The organism is Jatrophihabitans lederbergiae (assembly GCF_031845305.1).
In the GTDB taxonomy this organism is placed as follows: Bacteria; Actinomycetota; Actinomycetes; order Mycobacteriales; family Jatrophihabitantaceae; genus Jatrophihabitans_A; species Jatrophihabitans_A lederbergiae.
Map to the genome: position 1 here is coordinate 1 of NZ_JAVREH010000013.1, position 15,906 is coordinate 15,906.

A 15,906-nucleotide genomic window follows, 5' to 3' on the forward strand; every position below is an offset into this window, starting at 1 on the left:
CGATACAACTCGACAGCGTCGCGGCGAAACTCCTCGGAGTAGTTCTTCCTCGCCATGAGTGGATCATCTCGCTTCCACCCCACCGAAGCAGGGATTGAGCGTGTCCACTACTCGGGGTCAGGTCCCGACCTTCACCACGATGAGCGCCCGACCCCGGCACAATGGTTCGGTGACGCATTCAATGATCGAACGTGAACTCAAGTTCGATGTCGAGCCCGATTTCGTGGTCCCCGACATCACTGCACTGTTGCCCGAGGGTGGGTGCGTCGAGACCGCCACCGAGCACCTGCGTAGCGACTACTTCGACACCGCCGATCGCGCCCTGCTCAAAGCACACATGACCCTGCGCCGGCGTACCGGCAGCACCGACACCGGCTGGCAGCTGAAGATCCCGCACCCACCATTTCGCGAGGAGATCCGTACCGGGCTCACTGCTGATGACGATGTGCCGGCCGAGCTGCACCAGCTGCTGGTGGGGGTGGTCCGCGGGCAGGCCCTGACCCAGATCGCGAGCGTGCGCACGCAACGCTCCGTCACCCGGCTACTGGACGCCGCCGGCCGCCGGGTGGCTGAGATCGATGACGACACCGTGCACGCCTCCTCCGCCGGTGAAGCCGCCACTGCGACCAGCTGGCGCGAGGTCGAGGTCGAACTGGTTGAGGATGACATCGAGCTGCTGTATGCCGTCAGCAAGCGGCTACGTCGGGCCGGGGCCCAGGCCTCGGTCAGCACCTCCAAGCTGGCCCGCGCCCTGCCCGACACTCCCGCCACGCCCACTGGGACGATGCCCGACACCACGATGCCCACCGGGACGTCCAAGGCCAAGAAGTCCACGAAGAAGGACCCCCAGCTGCGTTCGGGGGACGTGGTCGCCGCCTACATCGCCGAACAGCAGCAGGCGATCCTGGCCGGTGATCTCGGGCTGCGCCGCCTGGATGACAGCGTCATTCACAAGACCCGGGTAGCGACCCGCCGACTGCGGAGCACGCTGCGGATCTACGGCAGCCTGCTGGACGCCGACCGCGCCGCATCTCTGGATGGTGAGCTGCGCTGGTATGCCGCCCTACTCGGCGAGGTCCGGGACCGCCAGGTCTTGCGCAAGCGCCTGGACGCCATGCTCGACGACCTCGATGACACGCTGCAGCTCGGCCCCGTCCGGGCCCGGGTGCACACCGAACTCGACCATGAGCAGGCCGAACACTGGCAGAGCCTGCAGCACGACATCACCGGCCCGCGATACCTCGCCCTGCTGGCCGACATCGACGCCTGGGTCACCCGACCCCCGTGCACCGCCGCGGCCGGCAAACCGGCCCAGGCGATGGCCAAGCTCCTCGCTCAGGCCGAGAAGAAAGTGACGCGGCGCCTGGAACACGCCAACGCCACCGGCGACATCCATCTTCTCCACGACGCCCGTAAAGCTGCGAAACGCGCCCGCTACGCCGCCGAAGCGGCGCAACCGGTCATCGGTGCCCAGGCCGCCGCCGTCCACGCCGACCGTTACCAACGTCTGCAGGACCTGCTCGGTGAACACCAGGACAGCCTCGTCAGCGCCGAGCTACTGCGTCGTCTCGGGACGAAAGCCGGCAGCATCCAGGGTGAGAACGGATTCGCTTTCGGCATCTTGTACGAACGCGAGCAACAGGCCGCTCGCACCGCGCGAACCGAAGCGCGGCGTGCCGCCCGCACGTACCGCTGACGCCGGACGCGCCCGGCCGCTCAGGTGAGAAAGCCGCTGTCCTCAGCCGGGCTGGCTGAGGACAGCGGTCAAGCAGGCACCCACGGTGCTTCAGCGTCGGGAGCGTGATCGACGCCAGGGTAGGTGGTGTGTCGTCAGTCTCCGAGTTCGCCGGCTGGCTTGTCCCAGCCGGGCACCTGGTACGGACCGAGGATCGACTTGTCACCGGGATACGGCTTGGCCCAGCCTGTGGAGGCGTACCAGTCGAGGCGGTGAGCTGGGCAAACGGTCTTGACAACGTTGTCTAGGCGCCTAACATAGTGCCGATGACAACCTTGTCAAACGGCGCGGCGGCGAGCGAGCCGGCGCCCGAGCGATCCCGGCAGTGGCCGACCATGGTCGATGTCGCGCGTGCTTCAGGGGCGTCGCTCAAGACGGTCTCCCGGGTGGTGAACGGCGAGCCGGGCGTCCGTCCGGTCACTGCCGAACGGGTCCAGCGGGCCATCGCCGAGCTGGGTTTCCAGCGCAACGACGGTGCCAGCATGCTGCGTCGCGGCTCCAGCACGGCCAGCATCGGAATGGTTCTGGAGGACTTCTCCGGACCGTTCTACGCAATGCTCGCCGGAGCCGTCGAGCGGGTGGCCCGCGATCGCGGCTACCTGATGCTCACCGGCGCTGCGGAGAACGACCCGGAGCGTGCGGCCCGACTGGTTGCCGCGTTCACCGCGCGGCGGGTCGACGGCCTGATCGTGGCGGCGAGCCGCGCTGACCACAGCGACCTCGACGACTGCATCCCGGCCGGCACCCGCGCGGTGTTCGTCGACCGCCCCAGCCGGCGCGGTGACGCCGACTCGGTCTCGAGCGACAACGAGGGCGGTACGCGGGCCGCGGTGCGCCATCTGGTTGACCTCGGCCACACCTCGCTCGGCTTCCTCGGTGCGGACGAGCACAGCTGGACCATCCGGCGGCGGTTGGACGGTTACCGCTCCGCCGTCCGTGCCGATCCGGCGATCGACCCGCAGTCGGTGGAGCGGATCGCGATGGGACCGCACGACGACGACACGATCGCCGCCGCGTGGTCAAGCTGGACGTCGGGCGACAACCCGGTCACCGCCCTGGTCACCGCCAACAACCGCGCCACCCTCGCGCTCGTGCGATTCCTGCGCAGCCACCCCGAGATCCGGGTGGGTTACGTCGGCTTCGACGACTTCGAGGCCGCCGAGCTGATCCAGCCGGCGGTCACGGTCATCGCTCAGGACGCCGACGAGATCGGGCGGCGCGCGGCGGAGCTGCTGTTCGACCGCATCGCCGGTACCGCCGCGGCGGCCCAGCACGTCGTCATCCCTACCCGCCTTATTCAGCGCGACTCCGGTCGACGCTGAACCGCTCACGCCACCATCGTCGCGTTCCTACCGAGGAGTTCTCCGTGTCCCGTTCCGTATCCACCGGCCGGCTCTCAGTCGCCGCCGTCACCCTGGCCGCGCTCGCACTCACCGCCTGCGGCGGCAGTAAAGGCAGCGATGCCAAGACCTCACCCGGCTCGAGCTCGTCCGGTTCCGCCATTCCGGACACCTCGAGCATCGTGCGAGCGGTCAGCAAGGATGCGACGCTGGCCGCGGCGGTTCCGCCCGCACTGAGCGGCAAGGGCACCCTGACCGTCGGGTCCAACGTCCAGTCACCGCCGAACAACTTCTACGGCCCGGACGGCAAGACAGCCGTCGGCTTCGAGGTCGACCTCATCACGGCCGTCGCCGCGAAGCTGGGAATGAAGGTTCATTACCAGGACATGAGCTTCGACTCGCTGATCACCAGCCTGGCCAGCGGGCGCATCGACACCACCATCGCCGGCATGAACGACACCAAGGAGCGCGAGCGGAAGATCGACTTCATCGACTACTTCAACTCCGGCATCACGATCATGATCGGAAAGGGCAACCCGAAGAACATCGGCAGCTCGATGGACCTCTGTGGCAAGAAGATCGCGGTCGTCAGCGGCACCACCCAAGAGGACTTTGCCAAGCAGCAGTCGAGCAAATGCCAGTCCGGTGGTAAGTCGGCGCTGCAGGTCACCGCCACCGACAGCGATTCACAGAACCAGACGCAGCTGCGGACCGGCCGGGTCGACGCGATCCTCAACGACCTGCCCACCGCCGTCTACATCTCGCGCATCGCGGGTGGCGGCAAGTATTTCCAGGTCGTGCAGCAGGCACCGATCAACGGCGCGCCGTACGGCATCGGGGTCGCCAAGACCAACAAGGCGCTGTCCACCGCGATGCAGAAGGCGCTGCAGGAACTGATCAACGATGGCACGTACGGCAAGATCCTCTCGGCGTGGCAGGTCACGTCCGGAGCGCTGACCAAGGCCACGGTCAATGGTGGCTGAGACGGGCCTGCAGCCTGATCGTCGGCTGCTGCCCAAGGTCGGACTGCGGCACTGGGGCCGTTACGTCTCGGCAGTGATCGTGCTGGCGGTGCTGCTCGCACTCGGCTATGCGGTTTCCCAGGGCGCGATCGAGTGGCATCTGGTGCCGGATCAGCTGACCCAGTCGGTGATGCTGGAAGGCGTCCGGAACACCATCGAACTCGCGGTGGTCGCCCAGGCCGGCGCGGTCGTCATCGGGGTGGTGGTCGCGTTGATGCGGCTGTCGCGTAACCCACTGCTGCGGCTGGTCGCCTTCGGCTACACCTGGCTGTTCCGCGGCCTGCCGGTGCTGCTGCAGATCATTCTCTGGTACAACATCGCGCTGATCTTTCCCCGGATCGTCGTGCCGGTTCCGTTCACATCGCTGCATCTGATCAACGAGTCGTCCAACACGTTGGTCACCGCGTTCCTGGCCGCGCTGCTCGGGCTCGGTCTGAACGAGAGCGCGTACATGGCCGAGATCGTCCGGGCGGGGCTGAGCAGCGTCGATCCCGGGCAGCGCGAGGCGGCCGAGTCGATCGGGATGACGCCCGGCAAGATCCTTCGCCGGGTGGTGCTTCCACAGGCGATGCGGGTCATCGTGCCACCGACCGGCAACGACTTCATCAATATGATCAAGGGCACCTCGCTGGCCTCGGTGATCGGCTTCGTCGAGATCACCAAGGCAGCGCAGAACCTCTCCTCGCACAGCCTGGCAGTCGTGGAGGACCTGCTTGCCGGTGCCGTCTGGTACATGGTCATCGTCAGCGTTGCCAATGTCGGTCAGTACTTTCTCGAACGGTACTACAGCGCCTCGTTACGTGATCCGGGCCGGGGCCTGACCTTCCGCATCGGCCGCTCCCTGCGTACGCCACCACTGATGCGAGGTGCCGAATGACGACAGTGACCGACGACGTGGTGGTGCGGGCAATCGGTGTGCGCAAGAGATTCGGCACGCACGAGGTGCTTCGCGGCATCGACCTGACGGTGCGACGCGGCCAGGTGGTGGTGCTGCTCGGTGCGTCCGGAGCGGGCAAGAGCACCTTCCTGCGCTGCATGAACCGGCTCGAAGTGGTGGACGAAGGCGAGATTTGGGTCGGCGACCAGCCGATCGGTTTCCGACAGCGCGACGGCAAGCTCCACGCACTGCGCGAGTCCGCGCTCGCCGCGCAGCGGGCCGAGATCGGCATGGTGTTCCAACGCTTCAACCTGTTTCCGCACCGCACCGCACTGGAGAACGTGATCGAGGGGCCGATGCAGGTCCGCGGCGTGCCGGCCAAGCAGGCCCGGGCACAGGGCATCGAACTGCTGCAGCGAGTCGGCCTGGCCGACAAACTTGACCAGTACCCGGCCCGGCTCTCCGGCGGCCAGCAGCAGCGGGTCGCGATAGCACGGGCGTTGGCCATGAAACCAAAGGTGATCCTGTTCGACGAGCCGACCAGCGCGCTCGATCCCGAACTGGTGGGCGAGGTGCTGCAGGTGATGACCGAGCTGGCCCACGAGGGCATGACCATGGTGGTGGTGACGCACGAGATATCCTTCGCGCGTGAGGCCGCCGACGAAGTGGTGTTCATGGACGGCGGCCAGATCGTCGAGGCGGGCCCACCGGAGCAGGTGATCGGTAACCCGCGGCACGCGCGGACCCGGCAGTTTCTGGCTCGGGTGCTCACGTGACCATGGTCGAGGACGCGGTGCACACCCGGTACCTCGCTCAGTTCGCCGAGCCGGTCGGCTACCTCGACCACGCCCGGATCGGTCCGCCGTCACGCGCCGTCGCCACCGCCATCGCCACCGCGGTGCAAGCCACCGTGACGGCCGGCCCGGCCACCGTCGATCAGCTGATGACCGCCAAACAGGATGTCATCCACTCAGTCGCCGGACTCAGCGGATTCCCGGCGGACGGCATCACGCTGGTCCCGAACACCTCCACCGGCCTGTTCCAGGTGGCCTTCGCGCTGTCCGGAGAGGTTGCCTACGGCGGCACCGAGTTCCCGGCGAACCGCTACCCCTGGGTCCGGGCCGCCGAAGCGGGGCTGCTCGCAGTTCGGGACATCGCCTCCCCGGACGGCCGGACCACACCGGACGCGGTCGCGGCGGCAATGAGCACACGGACCACGGCGGTCGCGGTGAGCGCCGTGGACTTCGCGACCGGTTACCGCGCTGACCTGCCCGGTCTGCGCGAGGCGATCGGCGATCGGCTGCTCGTGGTGGACGGCATCCAGGGGTTCGGCGCCGCGGAGTTTCCCTGGACCGTTGCCGATGTACTCGTCGTCGGCGGGCAGAAGTGGCTGCGAGCCGGCTGGAGCACCGGCTTTCTGGCGCTGTCCGAACGAGCCCTGGACCGCCTGCACCCGCTGCTGTCCGGGTGGACCGGCGTCGAGCGTCCGACGGCGTACGACAGCATCATCCAAGCCCGCGCCGCCGGAGCGGAGCAATACTCGATCACCAACCTGAGCCCCGCGGCGGACGCCGGCTTCGCTGCCGCGTTGCGGCTGGTGGAGTCCGTCGGCCCGGCCTGGATCGAGCAGCGGATCGCCGACCGGGTAGACGAGGTGCTGGCAGCCCTGGACCGGATCGGTGCGCTCGTGCGCTCCCCCAGATCCCGTACCGAACGCGCCGGCATCGTGAGCTTCCAACTGCCCGATCGGTCGTCCGCGCAGGTGCAACGCCGACTGACCGCCGCCGGAATCAGCGCCACGGCGCACAAGGGGTACGTCCGGGTGTCGGTGCACGCCAGCACCGGTCCCGAGTCGGTGCACGCACTGCTCGACGCGCTGGAATGACGGCAAAGCAGCGAGATCCGGCAGGCCTCAGACGGGCACCGCTGCCGCCTGCCCCCTGCCGGCGAGAGGCAGGACCGATGACGACCTGATCGAGCTGGCCAGCATCGCCGCATGAGCACCACCACCGATGCATGCGCTGGGTAGCCCACCGCTCCGACCATCGTCCCTTCGGGGCCGAGCGAGTTCGCCCGTCGCCCTGACCGCTGTGTCGTTTGGTCCGGACACCGCCGCCCTCGCAGTCCGTACGCCGGTAGCGTCAGGATGTTGCGCCTTTACGGGTGCGGACGTGTAGCCGTTCGCCTTGTGGGCCGAACAGGACGAGCAGTTCGACGGGTAGTGTCCCGGCACTGCCGAACCAGTGCGGGGTATGGGTGTCGAACTCGGCGACCTCGCCCGACTTCATGACAAAGTCCAGGGTGCCCAGTTTCAGCCGTAAGCGGCCGGCGAGCACGTACATCCACTCGTACCCCTCATGGCTCTGCAGCTCGGTTTCGGCCTCGCCGGGCGGTACGACCATCTTGTAGGCCCGCATCCCGCCCGGCTGCCGGGTGAGCGGAAAGAGCGTGCGGCCGTGGCGCTGTACCGGCTTGGCACGCACCCGCGGGTCCCCCGTCGCGGGTGCCCCGATCAGCTCGTCGAGGGGTACCCGGTGCGCTCGGGCCAGTGGCAACAACAGCTCCAGTGTTGGCCGGCGTCCGCCGGCCTCCAGCCGCGACAACGTGCTCACCGAGATACCGGTCGCCGCCGACAACTGAGCCAACGTCGCGCCCCGCTGCTGGCGCACAGCCCGCAACCGCGGCCCCACCGCGTCAAGCACGTCGTTGTCATCCATCACTCCATTGCTACTGCGGCAAACAGATTTGTCAAGCCTGCGACCGCCGGCGCACTGTTGAGCCATGGATCAGCTGGATGACAATCTCTACGACGTGGTCGTGATCGGCGGTGGCGCCGCGGGACTCAGCGGTGCGGTGGCGCTGGCCCGGTTCCGGCGATCGGTGCTGGTGCTGGACGCGGGTTCTCCACGTAATGCCCCGGCCGGTCACCTGCACAATTTCCTGACTCGCGACGGGACGCCCCCCACCGAGATCTATGCCCAGGGCCGGGCCGAGGTTGCCCGCTATGGCGCGCACGTCCAAGCCGGCCGGGTCACCGCCGTGCGACGACAGGACGAACGTTTCGCGATCGAGATCGGTGAGCGCACCGTCGGTGCTCGCCGGGTCCTGGTCGCAACCGGCCTGCGCGACGACCTACCCGACATCCCCGGCCTGGCCCAGCGGTGGGGAATCGATGTGTTGCACTGCCCGTACTGCCACGGCTGGGAGGTCCGCGACCAGCGCCTCGGCGTGCTGGCGACCGGTCCGATGGCGGTGCACCAGGCGCTGCTGTTCCGGCAACTCAGCGCGCACGTGACGGTCGTGCAACACACCGGTCTCGCTCTCAGCGATGAGCAGCGGGAGCAGCTCGACGCGCTCGACATTCCCGTTCTCGCCGGACCGGTCGTGCGGGTCGAGTTGGATTCCAATGGCTTGACCGGTGTGCGCCTGTCCGACGACAGCACGGTGCCGCTCGACGCGCTGGTCGTCGCGCCTACGTTCATGGCCCGAGCCGAAGCGTTGGCCCCGCTGGGGCTCGAGCCGGTCGAGGTCTTCATCGGTGATCACCTGCTGGGCACCCGAATCGAGGCCGACGCCAGCGGGGCGACCGCTGTGGCCGGAGTATGGGTCGCCGGCAACGTGACGGATATGCAGGCGCAGGTCGTCAGCTCCGCTGCAGCCGGACTGGCCGCCGGCGCGGCAATCAACGCCGACCTCCTTGCCGAAGACACTCGGACAGCGCTCGAAACGCACCGCTACCGACAGATCTACAGCGAGCAGGCGTGGGACGAGCGCTATCGGTCCCGGCCACAGAACTGGAGCGGCAACCCCAACCCCGTGCTCATCACCGAGGTGGCCGACCTCGTGCCCGGCACCGCGCTCGACGCGGGCTCCGGCGAAGGTGCGGACGCCCTGTGGCTGGCATCCCGAGGCTGGGTCGTCACCGGCGCCGAGTTCTCCACAACAGCCTTGCAGCGCTCCGCCGCACAGGCCGAACGCCTCGACCTGACGGTGAACTGGCAACACCTCGACCTCGCCCGCGAACCAGCGACCGGCACGTACGACCTGGTGTCGGCCTTCTTCCTGCACCTGCCCGCCGAGCCACGACGGACCCTGTTCGCGCATCTCGTCGCCGCCGTCGCGCCGGGCGGCACGCTGCTGATCGTCGGCCACGACCTCAGCGACCTACAGACAACGATGCCCAGGCCCAGATTGGACGAAATGGGCTGGACGACCGAGGAGATCATCGACTCGCTCGGCGACGGCTGGTCGATCACCGTCTCCGAAGCCCGACCACGGCATGCAACCGACCCTGACGGCCACGACATCATCATCCACGACACCGTCCTGCGAGCACGCCGAGACCACGACTGAACACCCGTCAGCACGCTGCGATACGGCTCGATACGACATGGGTCCGTGAACGGGAGCATGCTTTGCGTTGATCCACTTCCCTGGTTCGATTGCGACATGGACACCCGTGCCTGCAACGAACACGACCTCGTCGCTCTGCGGAACGCGTGGCCAACGGCTGACGACGTGCACGGCGCCCACTACACGGAGCAACGTGAAGGCACGGCCACCTATCTGGTGGCTTGGCAGGACGAGGAACCGCTCGGCTCGGGGCTAATCCAATGGCACGGACCGATCGGTATGAACGCACGAGCCGCCTTCCCCGACAGTGTCGAGGTCAACCATCTGCAGGTCCGACCGGAGCTACGCGGACGAGGTGTCGGAACTGTCCTCCTCAAGGCGGCGGAACAGCTCGCGGAAAACCGCGGATACAAATTGATCGCAGTTGGCGTGGCTCTGGACAACCCTGACGCCACGCGCCTCTACCGGCGACTCGGATACACCCCGACCGGCGTCATCGATGTCTGCGCCTATGACTGGACCGACGATGACGGGCAGCAACACCACGAGATCGAGACCGACCAATTGCTCATCAAACGGCTCTCGCCATAGGGAACGCCCGCGAAGGGCCTCCCGTGCATCGAAGCCTTCAGCGTCGGCCGAATGCATTGGCGTCGCTGAGTGTGGCGGGCAGCACCTGCCGTCGTAAGCCGAAAGGCATACCTTCGACGCAGAGTCGTGGTCGCTTGGTAGATGATTTCGAGCCACGACGCCGCTAGCGTGGGCCGGTGCGCCGGCTTACGTAGGACGCAGGACGAGAAGGGTGATCGCAGGTGAGGGTGCTGAAGCCGTCAGAGCTTCCTTCGAATCGATCAGCGGCTCGCTGGGGCTTCGATGTACTGGTTGCGTTGGTGGCTGCGGCGACCGCCTTGCCGTACCTGTTTCACGACAATCCGCATCCGCCGCGGGCCGCCATTCCGGTGTTGGTGATCCTCGTGGCACCGCTCGTGCTCCGCCGGATTTTCCCCATCCCCGTCCTGGCATGGCTGTTGGCCGCGTCAGTCCTGAGCGGCTCGTGGAATCACCACGTACTACCCGGCTTTGCACTGTTGGTTGCGCTGTACACCGTCGCCTCGATGCAACCTCGCCGCGACGCTGTCGTCGCGGCGGGTGTGCTCGAGGCCGTCGTGATCATCGCGGCTGTGATCGTCAATGGCGCCGGCTTCTGGTACGACGCGATCTTCGTGTCCGGCTTGGTCGGGGCTGCCGTGGGTTTGGGCTTGTATGCCTCGACCCGGCGCGCCTACCTGGCTGAGCTGCGTGACCGAGCGGAGCGTCTGGAACGCGAACGCGATCAGCAAGGCGAGCTGGCCGCAGCCGCCGAACGCGCCCGCATCACTCGAGAGATGCACGACATCGTGGCGCATCATCTGACCGTGATGGTGGCTCTCAGCGACGGGGCGATCGCTGCCACCGCGTCCTCCCCCGAACGCGGGATCGAGGTGATGCGCACCGTGTCGGCCACCGGGCGCCGGGCCTTGGCCGACACGCGTCGCCTGCTCGGAGTGCTCCGGCAGAACCCCAGTACCGACGAGCGGCAGGGCGTGCTTCAGCCGGTGCCTGACCTGGCGGAGCTCGACGGCCTGCTCGACCGGGTGCGCGCCGCCGGGCTGCCGACCACGTTCGAGGTACACGGGGTGGCGGCGGAGGTGCCCGCCGGTGTTCAGCTAACGGTGTACCGGCTGGTGCAGGAAGCGCTGACGAACACCCTCAAACACGGCGGCACCGACGCACGCGCCTCGGTGCGGCTGAAGTATCTGCCGCATGAGCTGCGATTGGACATCGTCGATGACGGCGCCGGCACCTCGGCACCCGCCCCGGTCGGCGTGGGCGGCGGGTTGGCCGGTATGCGTGAACGGGTACACGCATACGGCGGTGACATCAGCGCCGGCCCAGGTCGACCCACCGGCTGGAGGGTCTCAGCCCGGCTGCGGCTGGACGAGACGGACCCCACGTGATCCGCGTGCTGATCGTGGACGACCAATCCTTACTGCGGATGGGGTTTCGCCTGATCTTGGAAGCCGAGTCCGACATCGACGTCGTGGGTGAAGCCGGCGACGGTGGGGCCGGCGTCAGCATGACCGCCGCCCTACAGCCCGATGTCGTGCTGATGGACGTGCGGATGCCCGGCATGGACGGTATCGAGGCCACCGAGGCGATCGGCGCGACCGGCGCCGACAGCAAGGTCCTGATCCTCACCACGTTCGACCTCGACCAGTATGTGTTCGCCGGACTGCGGGCCGGTGCCAGCGGATTCCTGCTCAAAGACGCACCCCCGACGGAACTGCTGACAGCAATCCGGACCGTCGCCGGTGGCGAAGCTGTCCTGGCTCCCACCGCGACCCGCCGTCTCATCGACCAGTTGATGCCGCTCATGCCCCAGGCGAACCGGCGGACCGTGCGGGACGAGCTGCTGGACCGTCTGACGGACCGAGAACGCTCGGTCTTCGCCCAGCTCGCTGCAGGCCGTTCCAACCGGGAGATAGCCGCCGACCTGCATCTGTCCGAGGGCACGGTGAAGATTCACGTCGGGCGCATCCTGGCCAAGCTGCAACTACGCGACCGTGTCCAGGCTGTCGTCCTGGCTTACGAGTCCGGGCTCATCACACCGGGGAGTTAGCTCACACGACCCGGCTTCCACGCGGCCCTTCGAGGGCGGCGCGACCGCGGCCGGTTCACAGCTGCCTAGACCTTGAGGCATAAGGCGGTGACCCGAAGTGTGGCCTCGCGGCTGATGCGACCGCAAATGGGGCGCCCATACGGTGAACAGGTCGATGCGATAAGGCATCACCGATGGGAGCACATGATGATCGAAGTGTCTGGCTTGACGAAGAGGTACGGCGATAAGACGGCGGTGCGGGATCTGACGTTCACCGTGAAGCCGGGAATTGTCACGGGATTCCTTGGTCCCAACGGTGCCGGCAAGTCGACGACGATGCGGATGATCGCGGGCCTGGACGCCCCGACATCCGGTACGGCGCTGGTCAACGGCGCCTCGTACCAGCAAGCGCGGGTGCCGATGGCCGAGCTCGGAATTCTGCTGGAAGCCAAGGCCGTCCACACCAGCCGCTCGGCCTACAACCACCTGTTGGCGTTGGCGCAGACCAACGGCATCCCTCGCTCCCGAGTGATGGAGGTGATCGATCTGGTCGGTCTGGGCGAGGTGGCCCGCAAACGCGCCGGTGGCTTCTCCCTGGGTATGGGGCAGCGGCTCGGGATCGCCTCGGCCCTGCTCGGAGACCCTCAGACCGTCGTGCTGGACGAACCGATCAACGGCTTGGATCCCGAGGGTATCCTCTGGGTACGCAACCTGCTCAAAGGCCTCGCCGCTGAGGGGCGCACAGTCTTCATCTCCTCGCACCTGATGAGCGAGATGGCTCTCACCGCCCATCACCTCATCGTGGTAGGCCGCGGCGAACTCATCGCCGACGTGGACGTCGACGACTTCGTCGCGATGGCGTCGACCAACGTTGTCCTCGTCCGCTCACCGCAAGCCGGCCAGCTGCGCGAACTGCTGCTCGCACCGGATGTCACCATCACCAGCGAGGAAGCGGGGGTGCTGGAAATCCGCGGCGTCCCGGCCGAAGCAATCGGCGACATCGCCTACGACCACCACATCCGCCTGCACGGTCTCGCCGTCCAACAGGCGTCCCTGGAAGACGCGTTCATGGAGATGACCCGCGACTCCGTCGAGTTCCACGCTCACAGCACCACCGACCACACCGGTGCGCCCGCACCGGTCACCGCCCACGCCGGAGGTCCGCGATGACCAGCACCGTGACCCAGCAACCGATCAGACCTACCGTGACACCGCGGTTCAGCGGCATGAAAGTCACGCAAGGACGCGTGATCAAGTCGGAGTGGACCAAGTTTCGATCCCTACGCTCCACCCTCATCACCCTCGTGGTCAGCGTCATCCTCACGATCGGACTCGGCACGCTGATCAGCGCCGTCACCGCCTCACATTGGTCCCAGTCCTCCCCCGGCGATCGCGCCGACTTCAACGCCGTCGTCACCAGCCTGGACGGAATCCGTTTCTCCCAACTAGCCGTCGGGGTCCTCGGGGTCCTGCTGATCAGCGGCGAATACGCGACCGGCATGATCCGCGCCTCCCTCACCGCGGTCCCGAAGCGGCTTCCGGTGTTATGGGCGAAGCTCTCGGTGTTCACCGGCGTCGTCGGGATCATCTCCATCATCTCGACGTTCATAGCGTTCTTCCTCGGCCAGGCGATGCTGTCGAGTCAGCACCTGCAGGTCACCATCAGCAGCCCAGACGCCCTGCGCATGGTCGCCGGCGCGGGAATCTACGTGCTACTCGTCGGTCTCATCGGGATGGCGCTGGGCGGGTTGATGCGCAACACCGCCGCCGGTATCTCCAGCCTGGTCGCGCTATTCTTCGTCATCCCGCCGGTATTGAACCTGCTGCCCAAGAGCTGGGCGAACAACATCGGCCCCTACCTGCCCTCCAATGCGGGCGAATCCTTCTGGGGCCACCCCAACGGCGTGCACCTATCCGCCCTGGCCGGACTACTCGTGCTCTGCGGGTGGACCGCCGCCGCCATCGCCGCCGCCGCTGTCAGACTGAAGAGCCAAGACGCCTGACCGCCTTGGTCGAGCAGCGTGCAGATTGGCCCGGACGTAACCGCCGGGCCAATCTGCAGTCGACGCGCCCCGTTGAGAGCGGCGGATGTTATTTGATGCCGGTGTTGGCGACGCCTTGGACGATCTGGCGTTGGAAGAGCAGGAAGACCGCGAGCAGCGGGAGGATGCCCAGTACGGATGAGGCCATGGTTTCGGCGTACTGGATTGCCGAGCCGCCGATGAGGCCGCTCAGGCCGACCGGGATGGTTTGTGACTTGGTTTGGGTCAGGACGAGCAGTGGCCACAGGAAGGCGTTCCAGGTGGTGACGAAGGTCAGAATTGCGACAGCGGAGATCGCCGGCCGGCATAGTGGCATGCAGACCTGGGCGTAGATCCGCCACCAGTTCGCTCCGTCGAGGCGAGCGGCTTCGATCAGGGCAACCGGGATCCCTTTGAAGAACGAGTGGAAGACGAACACGGCGATCGGTGCGGAGACGGCGGGCAGTACCAGCGCCCAGTAGGTACCGAGGAGGTGAATGGCCCGGAACTCCATGAACTGAGGCAGGACGATCGCTTCGGTGGGGAGCATGAGGCCGGCCAGGATCAGTCCCATGATCACCGGTTTTCCCCGGAAACGCAGATGGGCGAGGGCGAAGCCGACCATCGAGCAGACAATGACGGTGAAGATCACCGACAGGCTGGAAATGATGAAGCTGTTCAGGTACCACCAGCCGAGGGGGTTGCTGCTCCAGGTACTCGAGTAGGCGCGGAAGGTCCAGTGATTCGACCACGGCGTGGTCGGGTTGGCGGTGATCTCGTTGTCCGGACGCAGTGAGGTGATCAGTGCCCACAGAAAGGGCACCAACCAGATCAGCGCGAACAGGGTCAGGCAGGTCGCGGCCAGCCGGTTGAACGCCTTGGCGCCTTTCTCCGGCTCGGCTGTGGTTCCACGCCGTAGGTGTGCGGCGGGTGGAGCGAGGGTGGTCGTCATGGTCGCGGGTGGTCCCTTCAGGCATTCACGCTGTTGTCGCGGCCGCGGCGCAGGAGTAACCAGCCGGCAGAGATGGCCACGAGGATGACGAAATACACCATCGTGGCGGCCGAGGCGTAGCCGCCGCGGTACGAGGTGAATCCGGTGTCGTAGATGTATTCGATGACCGGTCGAGTCGATTCGTTGGGACCGCCCGACAGCAATATGTAGATCTGGTCGAAGACCTTCAACGAGGCCAAAATCTGCAGAATCAGCACCAAGCTGGTGGTCGGCCGCAGCAGCGGAATCGTCACCATGCGAATCTGCTGCCAGGGGCTCGCCCCGTCGATTGCCGCCGCCTCATAGACCTCTTCCGAAATGTCCTGGATAGCTGCGGTGTACAGGATGAAGTTGAAGCCGAACGTCCACCACAAGGTGAGCAGCACGACGGCGGCCCATGCGCCGGAGGTGCTTCCCAGAAAGTTGGGGGCGGTCAGACCGACCCACCCGAATGCCCGGGTAATCAGCCCGGTCTGGGGCGTGTACATGAACGCGAAGATCAGGCAGACCGCCGACGAGGGCACCACGTACGGTGCGAAGAACGCCAACCGGAAGAACCAACGATTGTGGGTGAGCCGGGAGGCGAAGATGGCGAACAAGAGCGGAAGCAGAATGAGCAGCGGCGTGGTGAGCAACGTGAACAGGGTCGAGTGCCACATCGAATACCAGAAATCGGAACTCTTGAACACGGCCGCGTAGTTCGAGAGGCCGACCCAGCCGCCCAACCCCGACTTGACGGTGGTGGTGTTGAAAAGGCTGATCACGATTCCGATCAGGACCGGCCCGATGAGGAACAGGACGTACAGGACGAGGAACGGGGCGGCGAACAGCCAGCCGGCCCGGTGTTCCTGGCTTGGGGCTTCCCGCGACGTGTCCGCTGCCGCACGGATGCCCGTGACCGGCCTGGCTACTGAGGTCGTCGTCATCGT

The 15,906-nt window shown here is 66.7% G+C and carries 15 protein-coding genes; 12 read left to right on the forward strand and 3 right to left on the reverse strand.

Going from position 1 to position 15,906, the window contains the following annotated elements; all coding sequences use genetic code 11:
• Window positions 1-169 precede the first annotated feature (169 nt).
• From RM423_RS11480 to RM423_RS11505, 6 genes are all read left to right on the forward strand, one after another.
• Window positions 170-1,696, forward strand: a complete 1,527-nt coding sequence (locus tag RM423_RS11480) for a CYTH and CHAD domain-containing protein (protein ID WP_311423170.1) — start codon at window positions 170-172, stop codon at window positions 1,694-1,696.
• Window positions 1,697-2,001: 305 nt separating this feature from the next.
• Window positions 2,002-3,057, forward strand: a complete 1,056-nt coding sequence (locus tag RM423_RS11485; RefSeq protein ID WP_311423171.1) for a LacI family DNA-binding transcriptional regulator — start codon at window positions 2,002-2,004, stop codon at window positions 3,055-3,057.
• Window positions 3,058-3,101: 44 nt separating this feature from the next.
• A complete protein-coding gene (locus RM423_RS11490; protein WP_311423172.1) occupies window positions 3,102-4,058 on the forward strand; it encodes an ABC transporter substrate-binding protein in 957 nt (318 codons plus the stop codon).
• On the forward strand, window positions 4,048-4,974 hold the full coding sequence (locus RM423_RS11495) for an amino acid ABC transporter permease (protein ID WP_311423173.1): 927 nt from the start codon (window positions 4,048-4,050) through the stop codon (window positions 4,972-4,974). The genes RM423_RS11490 and RM423_RS11495 overlap by 11 nt, the downstream gene beginning before the upstream one ends.
• Window positions 4,971-5,750 carry an amino acid ABC transporter ATP-binding protein gene (locus RM423_RS11500; RefSeq protein ID WP_311423174.1) on the forward strand — a complete coding sequence of 260 codons (780 nt, stop codon included), beginning with the start codon at window positions 4,971-4,973 and terminating at the stop codon, window positions 5,748-5,750. The genes RM423_RS11495 and RM423_RS11500 overlap by 4 nt, the downstream gene beginning before the upstream one ends.
• A gap of 2 nt (window positions 5,751-5,752) precedes the next feature.
• Window positions 5,753-6,859, forward strand: coding sequence for an aminotransferase class V-fold PLP-dependent enzyme (locus RM423_RS11505; RefSeq protein WP_311423256.1), 1,107 nt, complete (start codon window positions 5,753-5,755; stop codon window positions 6,857-6,859).
• A gap of 256 nt (window positions 6,860-7,115) precedes the next feature.
• On the opposite strand, the gene RM423_RS11510 is transcribed toward RM423_RS11505, so the two are convergent.
• A complete protein-coding gene (locus RM423_RS11510; protein WP_311423175.1) occupies window positions 7,116-7,691 on the reverse strand; it encodes a helix-turn-helix domain-containing protein in 576 nt (191 codons plus the stop codon).
• A gap of 64 nt (window positions 7,692-7,755) precedes the next feature.
• Here RM423_RS11510 and RM423_RS11515 point away from each other — a divergent pair, with 64 nt between their 5' ends.
• The 6 genes from RM423_RS11515 (at window position 7,756) to RM423_RS11540 (ending at window position 13,968) form a co-directional block, all read left to right on the forward strand.
• A complete protein-coding gene (locus RM423_RS11515) occupies window positions 7,756-9,327 on the forward strand; it encodes an FAD-dependent oxidoreductase (RefSeq protein ID WP_311423176.1) in 1,572 nt (523 codons plus the stop codon).
• Window positions 9,328-9,372: 45 nt separating this feature from the next.
• Window positions 9,373-9,918, forward strand: coding sequence for a GNAT family N-acetyltransferase (locus RM423_RS11520; RefSeq protein WP_311423177.1), 546 nt, complete (start codon window positions 9,373-9,375; stop codon window positions 9,916-9,918).
• Between the two features lie 227 nt (window positions 9,919-10,145).
• Window positions 10,146-11,324 (forward strand): sensor histidine kinase, encoded by a 1,179-nt coding sequence (locus RM423_RS11525; protein ID WP_449555810.1) that lies wholly within the window; start codon window positions 10,146-10,148, stop codon window positions 11,322-11,324.
• The gene (locus RM423_RS11530) at window positions 11,321-11,986 is read left to right on the forward strand and encodes a response regulator transcription factor (protein ID WP_311423179.1); all 666 of its coding nucleotides are present in this window, start codon (window positions 11,321-11,323) and stop codon (window positions 11,984-11,986) included. Before RM423_RS11525 ends, RM423_RS11530 begins: the two co-directional genes overlap by 4 nt.
• A 186-nt stretch (window positions 11,987-12,172) precedes the next feature.
• Complete coding sequence (locus tag RM423_RS11535) at window positions 12,173-13,135, forward strand: ABC transporter ATP-binding protein (RefSeq protein ID WP_311423180.1); 963 nt, start codon at window positions 12,173-12,175, stop codon at window positions 13,133-13,135.
• Window positions 13,132-13,968 carry an ABC transporter permease subunit gene (locus RM423_RS11540; protein ID WP_311423181.1) on the forward strand — a complete coding sequence of 279 codons (837 nt, stop codon included), beginning with the start codon at window positions 13,132-13,134 and terminating at the stop codon, window positions 13,966-13,968. Before RM423_RS11535 ends, RM423_RS11540 begins: the two co-directional genes overlap by 4 nt.
• An 88-nt stretch (window positions 13,969-14,056) precedes the next feature.
• On the opposite strand, the gene RM423_RS11545 is transcribed toward RM423_RS11540, so the two are convergent.
• Together RM423_RS11545 and RM423_RS11550 are read right to left on the reverse strand one after the other, a co-directional pair.
• Window positions 14,057-14,938, reverse strand: coding sequence for a carbohydrate ABC transporter permease (locus RM423_RS11545; RefSeq protein WP_311423182.1), 882 nt, complete (start codon window positions 14,936-14,938; stop codon window positions 14,057-14,059).
• 17 nt (window positions 14,939-14,955) lie between these two features.
• Window positions 14,956-15,903: a carbohydrate ABC transporter permease gene (locus RM423_RS11550; RefSeq protein ID WP_311423183.1), complete on the reverse strand. Its 948-nt coding sequence runs from the start codon at window positions 15,901-15,903 to the stop codon at window positions 14,956-14,958.
• Window positions 15,904-15,906 lie beyond the last annotated feature (3 nt).

What these genes read in the sequence shown, in the direction of transcription:
- RM423_RS11485 (WP_311423171.1), top strand. Translation starts at nt 2,002, where the DNA reads ATGACAACCTTGTCAAACGGCGCGGCGGCGAGCGAGCCGGCGCCCGAG.
- RM423_RS11495 (WP_311423173.1), top strand. Translation starts at nt 4,048, where the DNA reads ATGGTGGCTGAGACGGGCCTGCAGCCTGATCGTCGGCTGCTGCCCAAG.
- RM423_RS11500 (WP_311423174.1), top strand. Translation starts at nt 4,971, where the DNA reads ATGACGACAGTGACCGACGACGTGGTGGTGCGGGCAATCGGTGTGCGC.
- RM423_RS11505 (WP_311423256.1), top strand. Translation starts at nt 5,753, where the DNA reads ATGGTCGAGGACGCGGTGCACACCCGGTACCTCGCTCAGTTCGCCGAG.
- RM423_RS11510 (WP_311423175.1), bottom strand. Translation starts at nt 7,691, where the DNA reads ATGGATGACAACGACGTGCTTGACGCGGTGGGGCCGCGGTTGCGGGCT.
- RM423_RS11515 (WP_311423176.1), top strand. Translation starts at nt 7,756, where the DNA reads ATGGATCAGCTGGATGACAATCTCTACGACGTGGTCGTGATCGGCGGT.
- RM423_RS11535 (WP_311423180.1), top strand. Translation starts at nt 12,173, where the DNA reads ATGATCGAAGTGTCTGGCTTGACGAAGAGGTACGGCGATAAGACGGCG.
- RM423_RS11540 (WP_311423181.1), top strand. Translation starts at nt 13,132, where the DNA reads ATGACCAGCACCGTGACCCAGCAACCGATCAGACCTACCGTGACACCG.
- RM423_RS11545 (WP_311423182.1), bottom strand. Translation starts at nt 14,938, where the DNA reads ATGACGACCACCCTCGCTCCACCCGCCGCACACCTACGGCGTGGAACC.
- RM423_RS11550 (WP_311423183.1), bottom strand. Translation starts at nt 15,903, where the DNA reads ATGACGACGACCTCAGTAGCCAGGCCGGTCACGGGCATCCGTGCGGCA.